Origin of the sequence: Bacillus sp. SW14 (genome assembly GCF_047608225.1) — a bacterium.
GTDB lineage: Bacteria > Bacillota > Bacilli > Bacillales > Bacillaceae > Bacillus > Bacillus subtilis_G.
Genome location: NZ_JBLKRW010000001.1, coordinates 3,019,249 through 3,039,228 on the forward strand (window position 1 = coordinate 3,019,249; position 19,980 = coordinate 3,039,228).

Annotated in this window: 18 protein-coding genes and 1 other annotated feature; of the genes, 2 read left to right on the top strand and 16 right to left on the bottom strand. The window is 43.7% G+C overall.

Features of this window, described 5'->3' with window-relative positions; all coding sequences use genetic code 11:
• The first annotated feature begins 149 nt into the window (after positions 1 to 149).
• Positions 150 to 806: a TerC family protein gene (locus ACMX2I_RS15645; protein ID WP_414957415.1), complete on the top strand. Its 657-nt coding sequence runs from the start codon at positions 150 to 152 to the stop codon at positions 804 to 806.
• A gap of 42 nt (positions 807 to 848) precedes the next feature.
• Here the strand turns inward: ACMX2I_RS15645 and spx are convergent, their stop codons facing one another.
• From spx to oppA, 8 genes are all read right to left on the bottom strand, one after another.
• Complete coding sequence (gene spx / locus ACMX2I_RS15650) at positions 849 to 1,244, bottom strand: transcriptional regulator Spx (protein ID WP_087993432.1); 396 nt, start codon at positions 1,242 to 1,244, stop codon at positions 849 to 851.
• A gap of 180 nt (positions 1,245 to 1,424) precedes the next feature.
• A complete protein-coding gene (locus tag ACMX2I_RS15655; RefSeq protein WP_414957416.1) occupies positions 1,425 to 2,003 on the bottom strand; it encodes a GNAT family N-acetyltransferase in 579 nt (192 codons plus the stop codon).
• 162 nt (positions 2,004 to 2,165) lie between these two features.
• On the bottom strand, positions 2,166 to 3,383 hold the full coding sequence (locus tag ACMX2I_RS15660; protein ID WP_414958344.1) for an MFS transporter: 1,218 nt from the start codon (positions 3,381 to 3,383) through the stop codon (positions 2,166 to 2,168).
• Between the two features lie 105 nt (positions 3,384 to 3,488).
• Positions 3,489 to 4,406: an oligopeptide ABC transporter ATP-binding protein OppF gene (gene oppF / locus ACMX2I_RS15665; RefSeq protein WP_414957417.1), complete on the bottom strand. Its 918-nt coding sequence runs from the start codon at positions 4,404 to 4,406 to the stop codon at positions 3,489 to 3,491.
• A 1-nt stretch (position 4,407) separates the two neighbouring features.
• Positions 4,408 to 5,484 (bottom strand): oligopeptide ABC transporter ATP-binding protein OppD, encoded by a 1,077-nt coding sequence (oppD, locus tag ACMX2I_RS15670; protein ID WP_414957418.1) that lies wholly within the window; start codon positions 5,482 to 5,484, stop codon positions 4,408 to 4,410.
• Positions 5,485 to 5,488: 4 nt separating this feature from the next.
• Entirely contained in the window at positions 5,489 to 6,406 is a 918-nt protein-coding gene (gene oppC / locus ACMX2I_RS15675; protein ID WP_087993437.1) for an oligopeptide ABC transporter permease OppC, read from the bottom strand.
• Between the two features lie 3 nt (positions 6,407 to 6,409).
• Positions 6,410 to 7,345 carry an oligopeptide ABC transporter permease OppB gene (gene oppB, locus ACMX2I_RS15680; protein ID WP_010329376.1) on the bottom strand — a complete coding sequence of 312 codons (936 nt, stop codon included), beginning with the start codon at positions 7,343 to 7,345 and terminating at the stop codon, positions 6,410 to 6,412.
• Positions 7,346 to 7,452: 107 nt separating this feature from the next.
• Positions 7,453 to 9,090, bottom strand: a complete 1,638-nt coding sequence (gene oppA / locus ACMX2I_RS15685) for an oligopeptide ABC transporter substrate-binding protein OppA (RefSeq protein WP_414957419.1) — start codon at positions 9,088 to 9,090, stop codon at positions 7,453 to 7,455.
• A 471-nt stretch (positions 9,091 to 9,561) separates the two neighbouring features.
• Positions 9,562 to 9,775: a binding site (T-box leader), on the top strand.
• Positions 9,776 to 9,832: 57 nt separating this feature from the next.
• Between oppA and trpS the strand changes: the two genes are divergently transcribed.
• On the top strand, positions 9,833 to 10,825 hold the full coding sequence (trpS, locus tag ACMX2I_RS15690) for a tryptophan--tRNA ligase (protein ID WP_087993440.1): 993 nt from the start codon (positions 9,833 to 9,835) through the stop codon (positions 10,823 to 10,825).
• 238 nt (positions 10,826 to 11,063) lie between these two features.
• On the opposite strand, the gene ACMX2I_RS15695 is transcribed toward trpS, so the two are convergent.
• The 8 genes from ACMX2I_RS15695 to fabF form a co-directional block, all read right to left on the bottom strand.
• Positions 11,064 to 11,816, bottom strand: coding sequence for a YjbA family protein (locus tag ACMX2I_RS15695; RefSeq protein ID WP_087993441.1), 753 nt, complete (start codon positions 11,814 to 11,816; stop codon positions 11,064 to 11,066).
• A 205-nt stretch (positions 11,817 to 12,021) separates the two neighbouring features.
• The gene (appC, locus tag ACMX2I_RS15700) at positions 12,022 to 12,933 is read right to left on the bottom strand and encodes an oligopeptide ABC transporter permease AppC (RefSeq protein ID WP_148964284.1); all 912 of its coding nucleotides are present in this window, start codon (positions 12,931 to 12,933) and stop codon (positions 12,022 to 12,024) included.
• Between the two features lie 16 nt (positions 12,934 to 12,949).
• Entirely contained in the window at positions 12,950 to 13,900 is a 951-nt protein-coding gene (locus tag ACMX2I_RS15705; protein WP_414957420.1) for an ABC transporter permease, read from the bottom strand.
• A 74-nt stretch (positions 13,901 to 13,974) separates the two neighbouring features.
• Positions 13,975 to 15,606 carry a peptide-binding protein gene (locus tag ACMX2I_RS15710; RefSeq protein ID WP_414957421.1) on the bottom strand — a complete coding sequence of 544 codons (1,632 nt, stop codon included), beginning with the start codon at positions 15,604 to 15,606 and terminating at the stop codon, positions 13,975 to 13,977.
• A gap of 87 nt (positions 15,607 to 15,693) precedes the next feature.
• Entirely contained in the window at positions 15,694 to 16,683 is a 990-nt protein-coding gene (gene appF / locus ACMX2I_RS15715) for an oligopeptide ABC transporter ATP-binding protein AppF (protein WP_414957422.1), read from the bottom strand.
• Positions 16,680 to 17,666, bottom strand: a complete 987-nt coding sequence (gene appD / locus ACMX2I_RS15720) for an oligopeptide ABC transporter ATP-binding protein AppD (protein WP_087993445.1) — start codon at positions 17,664 to 17,666, stop codon at positions 16,680 to 16,682. The genes appF and appD overlap by 4 nt, the downstream gene beginning before the upstream one ends.
• A gap of 190 nt (positions 17,667 to 17,856) precedes the next feature.
• A complete protein-coding gene (locus tag ACMX2I_RS15725) occupies positions 17,857 to 18,642 on the bottom strand; it encodes a DUF2268 domain-containing protein (protein WP_414957423.1) in 786 nt (261 codons plus the stop codon).
• A gap of 77 nt (positions 18,643 to 18,719) precedes the next feature.
• Entirely contained in the window at positions 18,720 to 19,961 is a 1,242-nt protein-coding gene (fabF, locus tag ACMX2I_RS15730) for a beta-ketoacyl-ACP synthase II (protein ID WP_087993447.1), read from the bottom strand.
• Positions 19,962 to 19,980 lie beyond the last annotated feature (19 nt).

A 19,980-nucleotide genomic window follows, 5' to 3' on the forward strand; every position in this document is an offset into this window, starting at 1 on the left:
GTCTTTCTATTTTATGATAAAACCGCCGCAAAAGAAATAAAAATGCACCTTTGCCCAAAAAACGGCATATCTGCGGCTGATATCATAAAATACAACCCGTCTCATATAGTAGTAGTACAAGCGATGGAACGAAAGCGAGGTGCCGATTCATGGAGCATGACTATCTAATTTCTCTGCTTATGATTGTGGGGATCGACCTGATCCTCGGCGGAGATAATGCGGTCGTCATTGCCATGGCCAGCAGAAATTTGCCGGACAAGCAAAGACAGCAAGCCATTCTTCTCGGAACATTTATCGCCGTTGCCATGAGAATCGGATTAACAAGCGCAGCGGTATATCTTTTGAACATTCCTTTCTTGCAGTGCGCCGGCGGCATTTTCCTGCTGTATTTAGGATATCAGCTGCTGATTGAAAAAAAAGACACCCAGCACATCAAAAGCAGCACCTCTCTGTGGAGAGCGATACGAACGATTGTGCTTGCAGATCTCTTTATGTCGCTGGACAACGTCATAGCAGTCGCCGGAGCGTCACACGGTGAATTTTCTCTTGTTATCATCGGTTTGTGTGTATCGGTGCCAGTTATTATTTGGGGCAGTAAACTCATCCACATTGCACTTGGGAAAATCCCGCTCCTGATTTACGCGGGAAGCGGGCTGCTTGCTTATACTGGCGGGGAAATGATTGTCAGGGACAAAAAGCTGTCTTTTTTCATGGCGCAGCACGGCGCAATTGAAACGCTCCTCCCCATTTTAACGGTCGCGTTTGTTATCCTGGCGAGTATTTATTATCAGCAGGTAGAAAAATAAAAGAAGGCTGATGACTCAGCCTTCTTTTGATGATACGATCTATTAGTTTGCCAAACGCTGCGCTTCTCTTAATTGGAAAGAGCGGACTTTTCTTGGCAGGAAACGTCTGATTTCGTCTTCGTTATATCCAACTTGCAAACGTTTTTCGTCGATAATGATCGGACGGCGAAGCAAACCTGGGTGCTCGTTGATCAAGCTGTACAAATCTTGCAGCGGCATAGATTCAACGTTCACATTCAGTTTTTGGAATACTTTTGAACGGGTGGAGATGATTTCATCTGTTCCGTCCTCAGTCATTCGCAGAATTTGTTTTATTTCATCAATTGATAAAGGTTCAGAGAAAATGTTTCTTTCTTCAAATGGAATATCGTGCTCCTCCAGCCACGCTCTCGCCTTTCTGCATGAAGTACAGCTTGGTGATGTGTATAGTGTAACCATTCATCTTCACTCCTCTAATTAGTAGGATGAACATCTATTTTATTCTTAAATTGAAATTACTCTAAAAAAGGAATCTTTATAGGTATTATACTATAAAAAAGTAAGTGTGAACAGTATCCTAAGAAAAAAATGTGTCAATCCAGCAAATTTTTAATTTCAATGATATGTTCTGATTCTCAATTAGTCTAACTGATCGAAAATATTTTTTTGTTTTTCTTCATCAATGAGTTCCAGGACCTCATCCGTTTTTTCGTATGATTCCCCGTACCATTTCTCATCTTTATAAGTATGAATTTTTTCATATGTCTGTTTCATGGCTTCAAGAATTTCTTCTTCTGATTCTGTTTTCGGTGACCAGTACAGAATCTCCATCTTGTTTACTTCATTCGTAGCCAATGACCGGCGCCGGTACCCAATTGACTGAGCATGGTTGAAATGCTCTCTTTGATAAAATCTCAGGCGTTTTTCTGTATCAGCATCATCTTCATCCACAGGCTCCACCTCAAGCAATATCGGCTTATTTTTCTTTTTCAGCTTCGCGATCAATTTGCCGCCAAGCCCCTGCCCTCTTGCATCCTTAGACACATACAGATAATCAACGAAGATAAAAGAATCGAATTCCGCAAACATTAAGATATGATGTTTGCCTTCATCTTTATGATAAACATCGCTCCGCTCTTTCAAAAGAGCTTCCATATGCGCTTTTGATTTCATTTCTTCAATTGGAAAGTACTCGCTAAGCTTTTCATACCAGTTCATTGATTTGCTCCTTATGAGTTCATTGTCTTCATACTTTTAGATATACCCCATTTCTTCTTGTTTAAACAGCTTTACATCTATAAAGACGTACGAACTTCCGCCTTGGTTTCATTTTTTTTCAGCCAGGTGCTCGGTTCATTGTGAAGTGTATGCAAAAAGGTCTCATGGAGTGCGGGTTTCTCTCTTATAATGAAGCAGCCGGGGCTGCGCCAATGCGATAAAAAAGGTCATGCCATATAGTGCGGCAGCTGTGATAAAAACCGTTTTCGCACCAGCCGCATCAGCCACGAGCCCCATAATGGAGTAGGTGACGCCTGACCAAGGAGTCAAAATCGCATTTTTGGCAGCCATGATCCCGATACGCTTCTGTTCCGGGATGACCTCCTGCAGCACGGTTTCCTGGCAAATATCACGCACCTGATAAAAAGGCCCCATTGCAGCACAAGCGAGAGCGCATAAAAACGGGATGGGAGAAAATGAGAACAACAGGGTCAGCACCGACATGACTAGCGAGCTGAACATAATGGCAAACCCCATTTTCCGCTCAAAAAAAGCAGAAAAGCGAATGGCAATCACGCTGCCCACAATGGCACCTATAAAATAAGAAGCGTTAAACATCCCCCACCACACCTCTGTTTCATGCAAAACAGCCGCAGTAAATGCGAGGAGAATAGCAGATGACCAAACAGAACCCGCCAAAGCTTCTATTATGTCCATTAGAGTAATGTCTCTTACAATAGGAATGACCATTACATCCTTCCATATACTTCTGGCAGATGCTGATTCAGCTGTGCCATCAGCCGCTTCTTCATTTACTTGTAGCAAACAAATCGAAGCCCCCGAAAGAACAAACAGGCAAATGGCTGCACCGACAACGAGTTCAAAAGGTACGGCATACGTCAGAAGGCCTCCCAGCCCCCAGCCTGCTGTTAGAAACAACTGGTTTGAGAGGGAGATCACGCCATTCGCTTTCACATATTGCTCTTTTGGCACGATCATCGGCAGCAGCGCAAATCTTGCCGGCTGAAAAAAGGCGCCCGCGAAAGAAAAAAAGAACACAAACAGCAGCGTTATCCAAAAGAAAACCTGTCCGTGATGACTGACGCTAAAAGCCATCAGTATCGCAAAGACCGCTCTCAGCAGATTTGCGCCCGCAAGCACCTTTTTAAAACCGAGATTGCGAAGCACCGCAGAGATGCAAAAGCTTGCTGCTATACTCGCAAACGACATGAACGATAAAACAAGGCCCGCCAAAAAGACGGAATCGGTCATTTGATAAACCCGGACCATTAAAACAATTGTGACAAGGACTCCTGCTAAAGATTGAAGGGATTGAGACAGCAGCAGCGCAAAAACATTTTTGTTATGCAGAAATTGAATCGTATTTCGCCTCCGCTTTTTCCTCTAATTGTAAATGTTATAATTTTCACTTTCTATAATGGCGCAAAAAATCCTTCAAGAGATTTCTCTTGAAGGATTGATGAATCATGAATACGTTTTAAATTCCGCTTCAGTGCACATCACAAAATGTCCCGGTTTAACTTCACGGAATTCCATCGTTTCCCCATCTTTTAATTGATGGACAGACGGATCGTATTTCTGGCGGGCGCGATTTCTCTCGTAATCCGGATCGGGAAGCGGAATCGCCGAAAGCAATGACTTTGTATATGGGTGAAGCGGATTTTCATAAAGCTCATCTGCTGGCGCAAGCTCAACAAGTTTACCGAAATACATCACTCCGATGCGGTCGCTGATGTATTTGACCATCGATAAATCATGGGCGATAAACAGATATGTGAGCCCTTTTTCTTTTTGCAGGTCTTTCATTAAATTCACGACCTGCGCCTGAATGGATACATCCAAAGCAGAAATCGGCTCATCCGCGATAATAAATTCCGGATCAACGGCAAGGGCTCTGGCAATCCCGATTCTTTGGCGCTGGCCGCCGGAAAATTCATGCGGATAGCGGTTTGCGTGCTCCTTGTTTAATCCGACTGTCTCTAAGAGTTCATGGACCCGCTGCATCCGCTCTTTTTTCGTTTTCGCCAGTTTATGAATATCGAGGCCTTCAGCAATAATATCAGCAACTGTCATTCTCGGATTCAGGGATGCATATGGATCTTGGAAAATCATCTGCATTTTGCGGTTGAATTCAAGCAGCTTTTTCCGTGATTTTTTCCCATGCACATTTTCGCCATTGAACAGCACCTCGCCATCGGTTGCTTCGTACAGCCGGATAATGCTTCGGCCTGTTGTCGATTTACCGCAGCCAGATTCACCAACCAGCCCTAATGTTTCACCTTTATAGATATCAAATGACAAATCGTCTACAGCCTTTACCGTTCCTTTCGGCGTGACAAAATGCTGTTTTAAATGCTTGATTTCTAATAGTTTCTCAGTCAATTCATTCACCTTCTCTCACTAAGACGGGTTTTTCATACGTATTTGCCAGTTTACGCATTTTCGCTTTTACCGCTTCAGGCGGCTCTGCCTTCGGCGCGTCAGGATGAAGCAGCCACGATTTGACATAATGAGTATCAGATACCTTAAACATTGGCGGCTCCTGTTCAAAATCGATTTTCATCGCGTAAGAGCTCCGCAGTGCAAAAGCATCTCCTATTGGCGGGTTTGTCAAATCAGGCGGCGTGCCCGGAATTGCAGTCAGCTGTTCCTCTCCTGAACTTTCCAGTGTCGGCATGGATGCAAGCAGACCCCACGTATACGGATGTCTCGGATCGTAGAAAATCTCGTCTACTGTGCCGGTTTCTACAATCTGTCCCGCGTACATGACAGCGACCCGGTCAGCAACGTTGGCCACGACACCAAGATCATGTGTGATAAAGATGATGGATGTGTCAATTTTCTTTTGCAAATCCTTCATCAATTCGAGAATTTGCGCTTGTATCGTTACATCAAGAGCGGTTGTCGGCTCATCGGCGATCAGAAGCTTCGGATTCGCCGCAAGGGCCATGGCAATGACAACCCGCTGTCTCATCCCGCCTGAAAATTCGTGCGGAAATTGATTGACCCGTTTTTCCGGCATCGGAATACCGACTAAATCCAACAGTTCAATTGCGCGTTTTTTCGCCGCTTGCTTTGAAATCTTATCGTGTTTAAAAAGAACTTCCGTAATTTGTTTACCGACCTTCATCGTCGGATTTAAAGAGGTCATCGGATCCTGGAATATCATCCCGATATCTTTCCCACGGACATTTTGCATCTCTTTTTCGGACAGCGGCACCAGATCCTTTCCGTCAAACAAGATCTCACCGCGCTTAAAATAACCCGGAGGCATTGGAATCAGCTTCATGATCGCTTGAGAGGTCACACTTTTTCCGGAACCTGATTCTCCGACGATGGCCAGCGTCTCTCCCTTATTCAGATGGAAATTCACCCCGCGGATCGCCTGAACCTCTCCGCCATATGTTTTAAATGAAATCGCTAAATCTTTTACTTCTAATAGGCGTGTCACCCGTATCACTCCCTTATTTACGTAACTTAGGATCCAATGCGTCTCTTAATCCGTCGCCGACCACGTTAAAGCCAAACATCGTAATGCAGATGAAACCGGCAGGGAAGAATAAACGCCACGGATAATAGGTCAATGCAGGCAATCCGTCAGAAGCCATCGTTCCCCAGCTTGCCAGCGGAGCCGGAACACCAAGTCCCAAATAGCTTAAAAAGGCTTCTGTAAAAATCGCAGTCGGAACTGTCAATGTCATCGTAACCAAAATGGAACCCATCGCGTTTGGCACGATATGTTTAAACAGCAGACGGGATGTTTTTGCGCCGAGTGTCTGTGAAGCAAGCACATACTCCTGATTTTTCAGCTGCAGCACTTGACCGCGTACAATTCTGGCCATATTAATCCAGCCCGTAATGGTCATGGCAATAATAATGGTTAATAGCCCTTTCGGCAGAACAACCATCAGTAAGATGACCATTAATAATGAAGGAACTGCCCAAAGGATATCGGCGATCCGCATCATAATTTCATCCGTTCTGCCTCCGCGGAAGCCTGAAATGCTTCCCCAAATCACGCCGATCAGCAAATCAAGAACAGCGGCCGCTACACCGATAAAGATTGAGATTCGCGCACCTACCCATGTACGGACGAAAATGTCCCGTCCAAGGTCATCTGTTCCGAACCAATGGTCTTTTGAAGGCGGCTTATCCGCATTTAAGAGATTAGTAGTCGAATAATCATACTTTGAGAACAGCGGCGCAAAAATCGCCATAAGGATAATGAGAACAATAATGATAAGCCCGACCATTGCAAGCTTATTGCTGCGGAAGCGAAGCATCGCATCTTTCCAGAGGGAAAGGCTCTTTTTACTGATTTTTTCTGCATCGCCGGCATTCGCTGCGGCTGGTTCAAACAGGTTTTTCGGAATGTTTTGCATGGCCTAGGCTCCTTTCTTTGCTTTGGAAAGCTTGATTCTTGGATCAATAATGCCGTATAGCACATCTACAATTAATACACACAATAGTAAGATGACACTGAAGAATACCGTTACACCCATAATGACTGTATAATCGCGGTTTGTAATACTGTTTACGAAGTGTGACCCCAGCCCCGGGATCCCAAAAATCGTTTCAATAATAAAGCTTCCCGTTAAGACCTGCGCGGCCATCGGGCCCATGTATGTAACGACTGGCAAAAGCGCGTTTCGGATGGCGTGCCGCACTGTAACTGCTGGACGGGACAGCCCTTTTGCTTTCGCTGTGCGAATATAATCACTGTTTAACACTTCGATCATGCTTGAACGGGAAAGTCTGGCAATAAACGCCATCGGCATGGAAGCAAGTGCGATTGAAGGCAAAAAGGTGTATGCCCAGGACTCCCAGCCCGCAACGGGAAACAGATCAAGCTTCATGGAGAACACATATTGCAGAACAGCCGCCATGATAAAGCTCGGAACTGAGATACCGAATATCGTTAAAATCGCGACGGTATAATCCTGCCACTTATTATGGTAAAGAGCTGCTATGACCCCAAACAATACACCAAACGCTAAAGCGAGGAGAATAGCTTCTGCCCCGAGAGTGAATGAAACGGGGAAACCTGAACTGATCAGGTCGTTAACACTCTGACCTTTATATTTAAATGACGGTCCGAAATCCCACATTGCAACTGATTTCAAATAACTGGCGTATTGTACAAACAGCGGCTTGTCCAAGCCGTAATGCGTATTTAAGTTTGCTTCAATTTCAGGCGGAAGCTTTTTCTCACCTGAAAATGGCCCGCCCGGTGCTGCCTGCATTAAGAAGAATGTCACAGTTACAATCACAAATAATGTGATAATCATATAGACTAAGCGTCTTCCGATATATTTTAGCAAGGGGGAACACCTCCATGGTTTTTACATTTTTATACTCTTTCAGTAAGAAAGGTATATGGGAAATAGGTCCCCATATACCTTGAGGTTATTGTTTTCACAAATAAGGCTTATTGAAAGTACGCATTTCTGAAATAAATTTCTCCGGTTCCAGTAAGGATGGTTCCTTTCAGATTTTCGTCTTGCACCCAAGGAATCGTATAAAAATAAACTGGCGCAACCGGCATTTCATCAATGAAAATATCTTCTGCTTTTTTCAGCAGCTCTGCACGTTTTGTTGGATCTGTTTCAGTTTGTGACTGATTCAGGAGCTTTTTGAATTCTGGATTTTCCCATCCAGTATCGTTATTTCCTCCGTCTTTGTCACGGAACAATTCAAGGAAGTTAATAGGGTCGTTGAAGTCGCCAAGCCAGCCCATACGGCCGATTTGGTAATCTTGGGTGTGAAGCTTATCAATATATACATTCCATTCTGAGTTATCAAGCTCAACATTCACGCCTAAATCTTTCTTCCACATTTCTTGTACGGCTTGAGCGATTTTCGCATGCGCGTCATCAGTGTTATAAGACAATTTGATTTTTGGCAGGTCAGATGCCTTGCTTAGGCCCATTTCTTTCAGGCCTTTTTCAAGGTATTCTTTTGCCGTTTTGACATCGTTGTCTTTGAAGTAGCCTTCTTTGTTATCTTCAAATCCTTTCATTGTCGGCGGCACCGCAGCCATTGCCGGGATTTGTTCACCTTGTGTAATATTTTTAACAATTGATTGGCGGTTAATCGCATAAGATAATGCTTTACGGATATTGACGTTGTCTAATGGTTTCGCTTCAGTATTGAATTTGTACCAATACACACCTGCCATCGGCTCAACATGTAAAGAACCATCTTTTTTCAAAGTAGGGAGCGATTCAGTCGGAAGCTGTCCGAGCGGCAAACCAGCCCAATCAAGTTCACCAGCTTGGAATTTTTTCAGTTCTGTATTGTTATTGTTGATCATAACCATTTTAATTTTCTTCAGTTTGACTTTGTCTTGTTCCCAATACTGGTCATTTTTCTCAAGAGTAATCGATCCGCTGTGTTTCCATGCCGTCATTTTGAACGGCCCGTTTGAAACATAATCGTCTCCGGCATTTGTGTTCCACTTATCATTTTTCTCTGCAATTTTCTTGTTGATCGGCATATACGTATAGAACGCCGTTAATTCAGTGAAGTATGGAGTCGGGTTATTTAATTCAACCTTCAGCGTTTTGTCATTTACAGCTTTTACTGCCACATCATCAAGACTGCCTTTGCCGGTATTCGCCGCTTCAGCACCTTTTATGTAGTAAAGCTGGTAAGCATATTGTGATTCGTTATTAGGATTAAGCGCCCATTTCCAAGCATATTCAAAATCTTGTGCTGTTACAGGATCGCCGTTTGACCATTTCACGCCATCACGAATAGTGAACGTATATGTCTTTCCATCTTTGCTCGTTTCAATTTTAGAAGCCATGCCTTCTTCAGGCTCTCCTTCTGCATTGATGCGTGTCAATCCTTCAAAAGTCTGACGGATGACACCGCCTGATACTGAATCATTTGCCAATCCCGGATGTAAGGAGAACGGCTCAGTTTTAATATTAATGTTAAGTGTCGTCTTTCCTTTACTGTCCTTTTTTCCTTCACCGTTTGATCCGCTGCCGCCAAAGCCGCAAGCGCTCAGCACGAGAGTGAAAATGAGCATCAACGTGACAATCGACCAACGTTTTTTCATATTCGCAAACCCCCTAATATAATTTTTTCAGCTCATTACGGCTAAATCCTCAGAAATATCAGACAAATGAACCTGTGTTTCCATAACTTTTATTCTGTTCCGTCTTTTCTGATTATTTTTGTAAAAAAGCTGTAACAATAGAGTGAACAAGTTCATTATAATGAAACAAATAATTTATTGCAATATTATTTTATCAATTTAAAATATTTGAACTTCGTTAGTTTTTCTTCCACGAACATAATATCCTTCTACCATTTAAAGCATAAATTGATTAAAAACTATTTAATCAGTTTTCTTCCCATATTGCTTTTTACATATAATATCTGGCCGTTTTTAAGCTGATAGCTGTTATCATTTAGGGATTTGCGGCGCGTCCGTGATTTTTATATCATTACCATGTTACTGGGAAAAGAATGTTTTTTCATGATGACAATTGGTTATAATTGATTTATAATGAAGCAATCAAAAGAAAAGCGTGCTATGAAAAAGAGTAGTACACATTTCACCTGTTTGAAGAGAGTCTGCGGTGCTGGGAGCAGATAACAGGCAATGTGGAATGGACTTTGGAGCAGCTGACCGAATCCGAAAAAGTAGGCTCAGCCGGAGCAGTCTCCGTTAAAAACGTCAGAGTGATTCCATTTTAATGGAATAATCAGGGTGGCACCACGGTTCATTCGTCCCTTTTTTACAGGGGAAGAATGAGCCTTTTTATTATGTTTTAAGAAATGAGGTTGATGTTTTCATGAAACAAACGATTTTTTCAGGTATTCAGCCAAGCGGATCTGTTACGCTCGGCAACTATATCGGTGCAATGAAGCAATTTGTCGAACTGCAAAATGATTATAACAGCTATTTTTGCATCGTGGACCAGCATGCTATCACTGTGCCTCAAGACCGGATTCAGCTCAGAAAGAATATCCGCAGTCTGGCGGCGCTATACTTAGCTGTCGGGCTTGATCCAGAAAAAGCAACATTGTTTATTCAATCAGAGGTTCCCGCGCATGCGCAGGCCGGATGGATGATGCAGTGTGTCGCGTATATCGGCGAGCTCGAAAGGATGACTCAATTTAAAGACAAGTCCAAAGGCAATGAAGCTGTCGTCTCCGGCCTGCTAACGTACCCGCCGCTGATGGCCGCTGATATTCTGCTGTATGGAACCGATCTTGTGCCTGTCGGCGAGGATCAAAAGCAGCACCTTGAGCTGACACGGAATCTCGCAGAACGCTTCAACAAAAAATATAACGACATCTTTACGGTTCCGGAAGTGAAAATTCCAAAAGTCGGCGCACGCATCATGTCTCTTAATGATCCGCTGAAGAAAATGAGCAAATCCGATCCGAACCAGAAATCTTATATTACCTTGCTGGATGAACCAAAGCTTCTTGAAAAGAAAATCAAAAGCGCTGTGACAGATTCTGAGGGCATTGTGACATTTGATAAGGAAAACAAACCGGGCGTTTCCAACCTTCTTACAATTTATTCAATCCTCGGCAATACGACGATTCAAGAGCTTGAAGCTAAATACGAAGGGAAAGGCTACGGCGAGTTTAAAGGGGATTTGGCAGAAGTCGTGGTTAACGCATTAAAACCGATTCAGGATCGCTATCATGAACTGATTGAATCTGATGAATTAGACCGTATTCTCGATGAAGGCGCGGAACGTGCGAACCGGACAGCGAACAAAATGCTGAAAAAAATGGAGAACGCCATGGGTCTTGGCCGAAAAAGACGCTAATTCAAAAAACCGCTCTTGGCAAAGAGCGGTTTTTCAGATTGTAGACAAAGTCCTAAAACGGTTTTCGTTTTAGGACTTTGTCGTCTTTTCAGCGTGATTGAAAACCCTTGAAATCTAGGAAGGGCGAGCATCGGAGCACAGCGAATGTAGGAATTCGTGAGCACCGACGCGCAGGCCTGACAACGAATGCGAGGGTTTATCGACACGCTGAACCGCTCTTGGCAAAGAGCGGTTTTTTTCAGTTTACCTTTGATTCGTTTTCCATTTCCCATAGCTTTTCGAAAAAAGGCTGTCCTTTTATCAGGTTTTCACAAAAAGCCAAATGCTTGTCCGACCAGCCTTCAATTGTTTCGTTATACAGCATGTCCCAAATCTCTTCAAAGCTCATCCGTTTGATTTGTTCATACATATGCGGGTTCCATTCTGTGTACCAGTAGCCGATTTCAGCGCGGTTTTCCAGCCCTTTTAATTGGTCTAGCGCCATAAACATCAACTGCTTGATTTGCCGTTCTTTTCTTGTCAGCCCTCTGACGTGCTCTGGTGCTAATGATAAAATGTGATATTCTTTAGAGGATTCGAGCTTCTTTGGCTCAAATTCATATGTTTCAGGCTCTACATCTTTTACCATTTCATAAACGAGCTGCTCCTGTCTTGGGATCAGACGGCTTTTTCTGACAGGGATCGTGTAGCCGATTGTGTCAACAGCCAAAATGCCGATTCCGTCTGTTACGACAAAACAATACTCAAGCTTTGTCCGCTCATGATTTTTCCGAATGTACGATTTCTGATGTATATCTTCAAGCAAATCTTTAGGAAGCTCAGATAAATCGTTTTCTATGTAATGAAACAGTACCGACGGCACCCTTAACAGCGGCACCTGATCCAAAAGCTCAACCGTATCTTCCTTGCGCCATTCGTGAAAGTGGCAAACATTGTAGCCATTTTCTTCCCCTTCAAACCAATTGACCCACACATCATGAAGAAATAACATCTCTAACCCCTCACTTTTATAAAAACTGTTGTCCACAGTATAGGCAAGGGGCAGAGAAATTATTCCAAAGAAATTGAGGAAATCTGGAATCGCTGGGTTAATATAAGAATCACAAAAAGCAGATCTCTTTGTAGATTTTCTGACAAAAAGAGATCTGCTTTTCTTCTGTTTTCGTTATATTTTGCAACAAATATTGTTTTCATTTTTATTTAATATTTTTCGGATCCAGTGCATCTCGCAGGCCATCACCGACAAAGTTAAAGCATAAAACGGTCATTAAAATAAATAGCCCGGGAAATAATGGGTACCACCATGCCTGAATCATCACTGTGAAATTTTGTGCGTCTTGAAGCATATTTCCCCAGCTTGCGATTGGCGGCTGAATCCCGAAGCCTAAGTAGCTCAGCGCTGACTCAGCGAGAATAACTGAACCTACCTTTAATGTTGCTGACACAATAATCGGTCCTAACGCATTGGGGAGAATATGTGAAAAGATAATTTTGTGCGTCTTCGTTCCGATTGTTTTAGCAGCCAGAACGTATTCCCTTGAACGTAGCGATAAGAATTCTCCTCTTACTAACCGGGCTGTTGTGGTCCAGCCGGTTAGACAGAAAATTAAAATCAGTTTGTCCACACCGGGCTTGAAGATGGTAACTAGCGTGATCAGCAAGAAGATATCAGGAATAGATAATACAATATCGACTAGACGCATAATGACAGCATCGACTATTCCTCTGAAATATCCCGCTAACGCCCCTAAAACCGTTCCGATCAAAATCGAACCGACTACTGACGCAAAACCAACCAATAAAGAGACACGCGCCCCATACAAGATTCGGCTGAAAATATCTCGGCCGAATTTATCTGTTCCCATCAGATGTTCAAGGCCCGGCGCCTTATATTTATCAAGCAGGCTTTGCTGCTCTTGGGGATAAGGCGCAATTAAAGGAGCGAAAACAGCCGACATAATAATGATAAACAGAATGACGGCACCTAGAATGGCCAGTTTGTTTTTCGAGAATTTGTCCCAGAAGATCTTGGTCATCGTCTCTGGTTTTTTCGAAATATTTTCTTTCAGCCTGATCTCCGGCGAGGGAGTTGTTTGCAGCTCTGACATCTCTGTTTCCCTCCTTTTAATATTCGATCCGCGGATCAACAATCGCGTAAAGGATGTCTGCAATGAGGTTTCCGACAACGACAAGAACCGCCGAGATCACAGTCATTGCCATGATAACCGGATAATCGCGCTGGAATGCCGAATCGACAAACAGCTTTCCTAACCCCGGCCAAGTGAAAATCTGCTCTACGACAACCGCTCCGCCGATAAAGGAGGGAATCATTAAACCGAAGATCGTAATAACAGGCAATAGCGCATTCCGCAAGCCATGCTTAAACAATACTCGATTCTCTTTGAAACCTTTTGATCTGGCAGTCCGGATATAGTCTTGGTTTAAAACATCGATCATATTGGATCTTGTATATCTCGTTAAGCCTGCCATATCAGCTGTCGCCAGTACAAAAGCGGGTAAAAGCAAATGATGAATCCGGTCTACATAACTAAAATCCACGTTAAGCGTTGCAACTCCCCCGGTCGGGAACCAGCCGAGATTCACGGCAAACACCATAATTAAAATCAGTCCGAACCAAAAATTCGGGATCGCCAAACCGATAAATGAAGTAAACGTAATACCGTAGTCCAGCTTCGAATAAGGTTTTTTTGCAGAAATGACTCCGAATGGGATGGAAATGATCAGCGCCAATATCGTTGACACCAGCATCAAGAGGAGTGTGTTGGGCAGCCGTGCTAAAATCAGTTCTGAAACAGGCGTCCCTTTTCTGATGATGGACGTGCCGAAATCCCCTTGAACCATATTGCCGAGCCATTTTAAATATTGAACGTACTCAGGATCGTTGAGGCCGTATTTTTCAATAAACTGCGCCCTGTCTGCCTGGCTGATCGTCGGGTCCATCATAAGCGTCATCGGATCTCCCGGAGCGGCTTTCATAATAACGAAAGACAAAATTGTAATTCCCAATAAAATAGGAATCGAAGATAGCGTTCTTCGAATGATATATGTAACCATATTCTTGTCCCCTTCGTTGTTCTTTTTCAAAATTAAAGGGGAAGGAAACGCGCTCCCTCCCCTGCAAGGGAAATTTATTGGGCAAGCCACCATTTTTCAATTTGGTACAGCTCGCGTTTCGGATGATACACATAACCCTCTAAATTAGCCGGCATCGCCATATGGTTGTTCGGATAATAAAGGAAGGTGTACGGCTGGTCTTCAGCAAGCTTTTGATAAATTTTTTCATAGGCTTTAGAATATTCCTTACGGTCACTGATTGATTTTGCATCTTTGAGAAGCTTATCAACTTCAGGGTTTTTGTACCACATATTATTCAAGCCGTTTTTAGACTGGCTTGAATGGAAGATATCGTAATGATCCGGGAACGTGGACAAACTCCACCCTAAAACCATTGCGTCATAGTCCCAGTTAGGGGCACTTGTCTGTTCGACTAACGCGCTCCATTCCACGATTTGCGGCGTTACTTTAATCCCGACTTTCTTCAGCTGTTCTTGGACAACAACTGCAATGTCTTCACGAACTTTGTTCCCTTGGTTCGTTTTCAGTGTAAACTCGAATTTTTTGCCGTCTTTATCTAAGAAACCGTCACCGTCAGTATCTTCCCAGCCGGCTTCTTTCAGCATCTTCTTCGCTTTTTTCACATTGTATTCAAATTTAGGAACCTCTACATCTTTCGGGTAATTCCATGAAGCAGGGCTTTCCGGGATGTAAGCGACCTCACCGTCACCATCCAATACGGTTTGCACCATTGTTTCACGGTCTAAAGCTGTCGTAAGCGCCTGGCGAACTTTTTTGTCTTTAAACAGCTCGTTTTTCTCATTCCAGCCGATATACGCGTAGCTCAGCGCCAAATCTGTAACGACTTTGACATTATTAAACGATTCCGCTGTCTTATAGTCCGTTGAAGGCACGTTAAAGAAATCGATATCTCCCGCTTGAAGCTGGGCAACCGCAGCATTGGCGTCAGGAATGATTTTATACGTGACACTGTCTAAATACGGACGGCCGTCATAGTAGTCATCATTGGCAACAAGCTTGACGTATTGCCCGTCTTTCCATTCCTTAAATTTGAAAGGACCCGAGCCGATTGGATTTTTTCTATTAAAGTCATTATCCTCAAGCTCTGCAACCGGTACATCTTTTAAAATGTGCTCCGGCAGAATTCCGTAGCTGTCTAACGTGTTGTTATAGAAGTTAGGGTCTTTGTACTTCAGTGTAAATAAAACCTCGTAATCTCCCTTTTTCTCTACCGATTTCAGCATTTCAAAGTTCGAGCCGCGCTCTCCTTTGTAATCCTTGTTCAATGGAATGTTGTACGTAAAGACCACATCATCGGCAGTAAGCTCTTCTCCGTCATGGAACTTAACGCCTTTTTTGATTTTCACATCATATTTCAGTCCGCCATCCAGCTCTTTCACACTTTCCGCCAGTGACATTTTGACATTTAAGTTTTCATCTGTTTTTGTTAAAAAGCTGTAAATCATTTGTTCAATATCTGTACTCGATTCATCAGTTGAATATAGTGAGTTGAAAAGTGTTGGCGCTCCGATTGAACCCACAACCAAATCCCCGCCTTGCTGCGGTTTTCCGTTTGATTTTTTCTCACTGCTGCTGCTCGATTTTGATCCCGAGCAGGCCGATAAAAAGATGGCCAGAACCATCAATACACTTAGCATCATCAGTGCGGTTTTCCGTCTTTTCATTCAATATTCCCCCTCTTGAAATGTTCGTTCTTCTCAGCTGTTGTTTATGTAGTGTGCATACCCCCTCTCAAAGCTGTGCGGGCAACATTAGCTATAAAGGTGACAAGCCACAAAATGGCTGGGAGCAGCTTCTTTGAATTCTGGTATTTGTTCCTTGCAAATCGGCTTTACAACAGGACATCTTGTGTGGAAAACGCAGCCTTTTGGCGGATTGGCCGGACTTGGCAGTTCTCCCTTCAGGACGATGCGTTCACGTTTGACAGATCCTTTTTTTCTTGTAACCGGAACGGATGATAGAAGAGCTTGGGTGTAAGGGTGTAGCGGATGGTCGTAAAGCTCATGCTTGCCGGTCAGTTCCATCATTTTGCCAAGATACATCACTCCGACTCTGTCGCTGATATGGCGGACGACACTTAGATCATGAGAGATAAATAGATACGTCAGATTAAATTCTTCCTGTAATTCTTCCATTAAGTTAATCACTTGGGCCTGAATGGATACATCAAGTGCGGAAACCGGCTCATCTGCGATGATCAGTTCCGGATTCAAAGTGAGCGCTCTGGCGATCCCGATCCGCTGACGCTGGCCGCCGGAAAATTCATGGGGATAACGGCTGGCAAACGACGGGTGGAGGCCTACTCTCGCAAGCAGTTCTTCGACTTTTTCGTTTCGTTCACGCATCGTATACATGTGGTGCGTATGTAACGGCTCCTTAATGATAGAACGCAGCGTTTTTCTTGGATTCAAAGAAGCAAACGGATCTTGGAAAACCATTTGAATATTTTTGCGGACACTTTTCCGCAGCTTCTCCTCTGACAAATTGGAGATATCCTGCCCTTTAAATAGGATTTGGCCTTCTGTCGGTTTGTACAGCCTAATCATCGTCCTGCCGGCAGTCGATTTTCCGCAACCCGACTCTCCAACGATCCCGAGTGTTTCTCCTTTTTTTAACGAAAATGAAACACCGTCCACCGCTTTTACATCGCCGACTTTTCTCTGAAAAAAGCCTGAGCGGATTGGGAAGTATTTTTTTACGTCACGTAGCTCTAAGATTGTTTCTTGATTAGCTGCAGTCATGATTGTTCGGCACCCTCTTCCTCATATAAAAAGCATCTCACCGTTCTTCCGCTTTTGTGCGTCAAAAGCGAAGGCTGATTTGTCCAGCATTTATCCATGGCTTTCGGGCACCTTGGGGCAAAACGGCACCCCGGCGGCAGGTTATCCGGTGTCGGCACGCTGCCTTTAATCGCATTTAATTTATCAATCTCTCCATCTATGACGGGAATCGACGTCAGCAGGCCTTCTGTGTAAGGATGAAGCGGTTCTAAAAATAAGTCGTCGACGGTGGCGTTTTCCACGACTTGTCCGCAGTACATGACAATTACTCTGTCAGCTGCTTCCGACACGACACCTAAGTCGTGTGTGATGAGAAGAATTGACGTGTTGAACTTCTGACAAAGATCTTTCATGAGTTCCAAAACTTGGGATTGTATTGTCACATCCAGCGCTGTCGTGGGTTCATCGGCAATGAGCAGTTTAGGATTGCAGCTGAGTGCGATGGCAATCATTACCCTCTGCCTCATTCCGCCGGACAGCCGGTGCGGATACTCCTTCATCATTTGCTCTGCCCGGGAGAAACCGACCATCTGCAAGAGTTCAACAGCTTTTTGGCGGGCTTCTTTTTTCTTCATGTTTTTATGGTAAATCAGCACTTCGGTAATTTGGTCTCCGATTGTTAACACCGGATTAAGGGAGGTCATTGGTTCCTGAAAGATCATAGATACTTCGTTTCCGCGGATTTTGCAATAGTCATTTTCAGTGAATGATGTGAGGTCTCTGTCTTCGAGTTTAATAGAGCCGTCCATGATTTTTCCGCCTGAGCTTTGGACGAGGCCCATAATGGATAAAGAAGTAATGCTTTTTCCGGAGCCCGATTCACCTACAAGCGCTACGGTTTCCCCTTTGCTGATGTGAAAATCGACTCCGTCAACCGCAGGGATCGGCTCCTTTTTCCTAAAAAAATAAGTCTTTAAATTATTCACTTCTAAAAGTGTGCCCATGCTAGCTCCCCTTTCCCCCTCTTGTTGTCAAACATTTTCAAGAGAAAGCAATCCCTTTATTCAGAAATAATAAATAATAATGAATTATCGAAAAATTTTATAGTTGTATATTATTACAATCATTTTGCAAAATCAAGAATTTTTTAGGATAAATGTAATATTATTAACGAAATTCCATTATTTTATTCTTTTAAAGCGTTGCATTCAAAAAGGTTTCAGCAGGAATGGACAGTCCGTCTGCCGTGTTTGCTTTGTTGGCTGTTAAATATTTTTTTACTATATTGAATCCGACTGCGTATCCAAGCATTTTTGGCTGATATCCTTTGCCGAATAACAGCTGTGAGAATAATCGATTGTCCCGTTTGATATCCTGGTTAGGTGCAATTTTTTTCTCGTATAAAGCCTGCAACTGCTCCGGGGTATACCAAGATGCCCATTCAGCCGTTTGACTTCGGCCGAACCTCTCATAAACAGCATATTCTGCAAGCCCTTCCATGATGATTGTATCAAGTAATGTGACATCTTTTTCATCTTTTGTCAGATGATCTAACCTGCAAACGTGATGATATTCATGTGTCATCAGGGCAGATACGGACGCAAAATCCAACTCTGACGAGAGAAAGAGGAACATTTTGTCTTGAAAAGCGAGTCCTGATTTTGATCCGAATTCTAAACGGATTCTCCTGTTTCGTTCGTCAACCGGCAGTGTGACAATCGGCACATCGGGACCTAGCCATTTGTTTTTAAGGTACTGTTCTTCTTTTTGAATATGCTCAAAAAAACCTTTTTCTTTCAGCTCGGAAGCAGTATGGATGCCCTCTTTTATGTTTTTAAACATTCCATGATGCTGAAGGTGCCCCAGAATGCCTTTCCAGTTCTTTTTCTCCACACCTGAAAAAAGCGGGACAATGTAATGCGCCAAATCATCTATTGACGCGGCCTTCCCGAGCCAGCTGTATGTTTGTTCCACACTCATATGTGATCGCCTCCTCTTTTTATCCTATGCGCACACAAAAAAACCGGCTACCCTTTAGGGCAGCCGGTGTGGCGTGATCATGATTGGTATTTCTTAAAGATTAATGTTGCATTGTGTCCGCCGAATCCCAATGAGTTGCTTAGAACATAATTGAGATCCTGTCTGCGGGCTTCATCAGGCACATAATCTAAATCGCATTCTTCGTCTGGTGTTTGAATATTGATTGTCGGCGGGATCACACCTTCTTTAATGGCAAGCACAGAGAAAATCGCTTCAATTCCGCCAGCTGCTCCTAAGAGGTGGCCTGTCATCGATTTTGTAGAGCTTACCGCAAGTTTATGGGCATGCTCGCCGAAAACGGTTTTAATCGCCATTGTTTCGTATTTGTCATTGTAATACGTGCTTGTCCCGTGAGCATTGATATAATCAATGTCTTCAGGAGAAACGGCCGCATCTCTAATGGCTTCTTGCATTGCTCTCGCTCCACCTTCACCGTCTTGGGCCGGCGCTGTGATATGATAAGCGTCTCCCGTTGAGCCGTAGCCTACAATTTCTCCGTAAATCTTAGCGCCGCGGGCCAGAGCATGTTCAAGTTCTTCAAGAACAACAATCCCTGCACCTTCACCCATGACAAAGCCATCTCGGTTTTTATCGAACGGGCGGCTTGCTGTTTTCGGATCTGGATTAGTAGACAGCGCTTTGTTGGCGCTGAAGCCCGCGAATGACATTCTTGTCAGCGGCGCTTCTGTTCCGCCTGTGACCATAACATCTGCATCACCGCGCTGAATGACTTTAAACGCGTCACCGATGGAGTTCGTTCCTGTAGCGCATGCTGTAACCGTACAAGAGTTAACCCCTTTTGCTCCTAATGCAATGGAAATCTGCCCTGTCGCCATATCCGGAATCATCATTGGCACGAAAAACGGGCTTACTCGTCTCGGGCCTTTCGTTAAGAAGATTTCAAATTGAGACTCTAGTGTTTCAAGTCCTCCAATACCGGAGCCTACCCAAACGCCGACTCTCGGCGCGATCTCATCGGTAATGTTAAGATCCGCGTCTTCAACCGCCATTTTCGCAGCTACGACCGCATATTGTGTGAAGCGGTCCATTTTTCTGGCTTCTTTTTTATCCATATAATCTTCAACATTGAAGTCTTTTAATTCAGCAGCTACTTTTGCCGGATATTCTTCAGCATCAACACGAGTGATCGGACCGATTCCGGACACACCGTTGATTGCGTTATTCCAACTTGTATCAACGTCGTTGCCAAGCGGAGATAATGCTCCAAGTCCTGTAACAACTACTCTTTTTTTACTCATCTAGTGTGCACCTCACCTT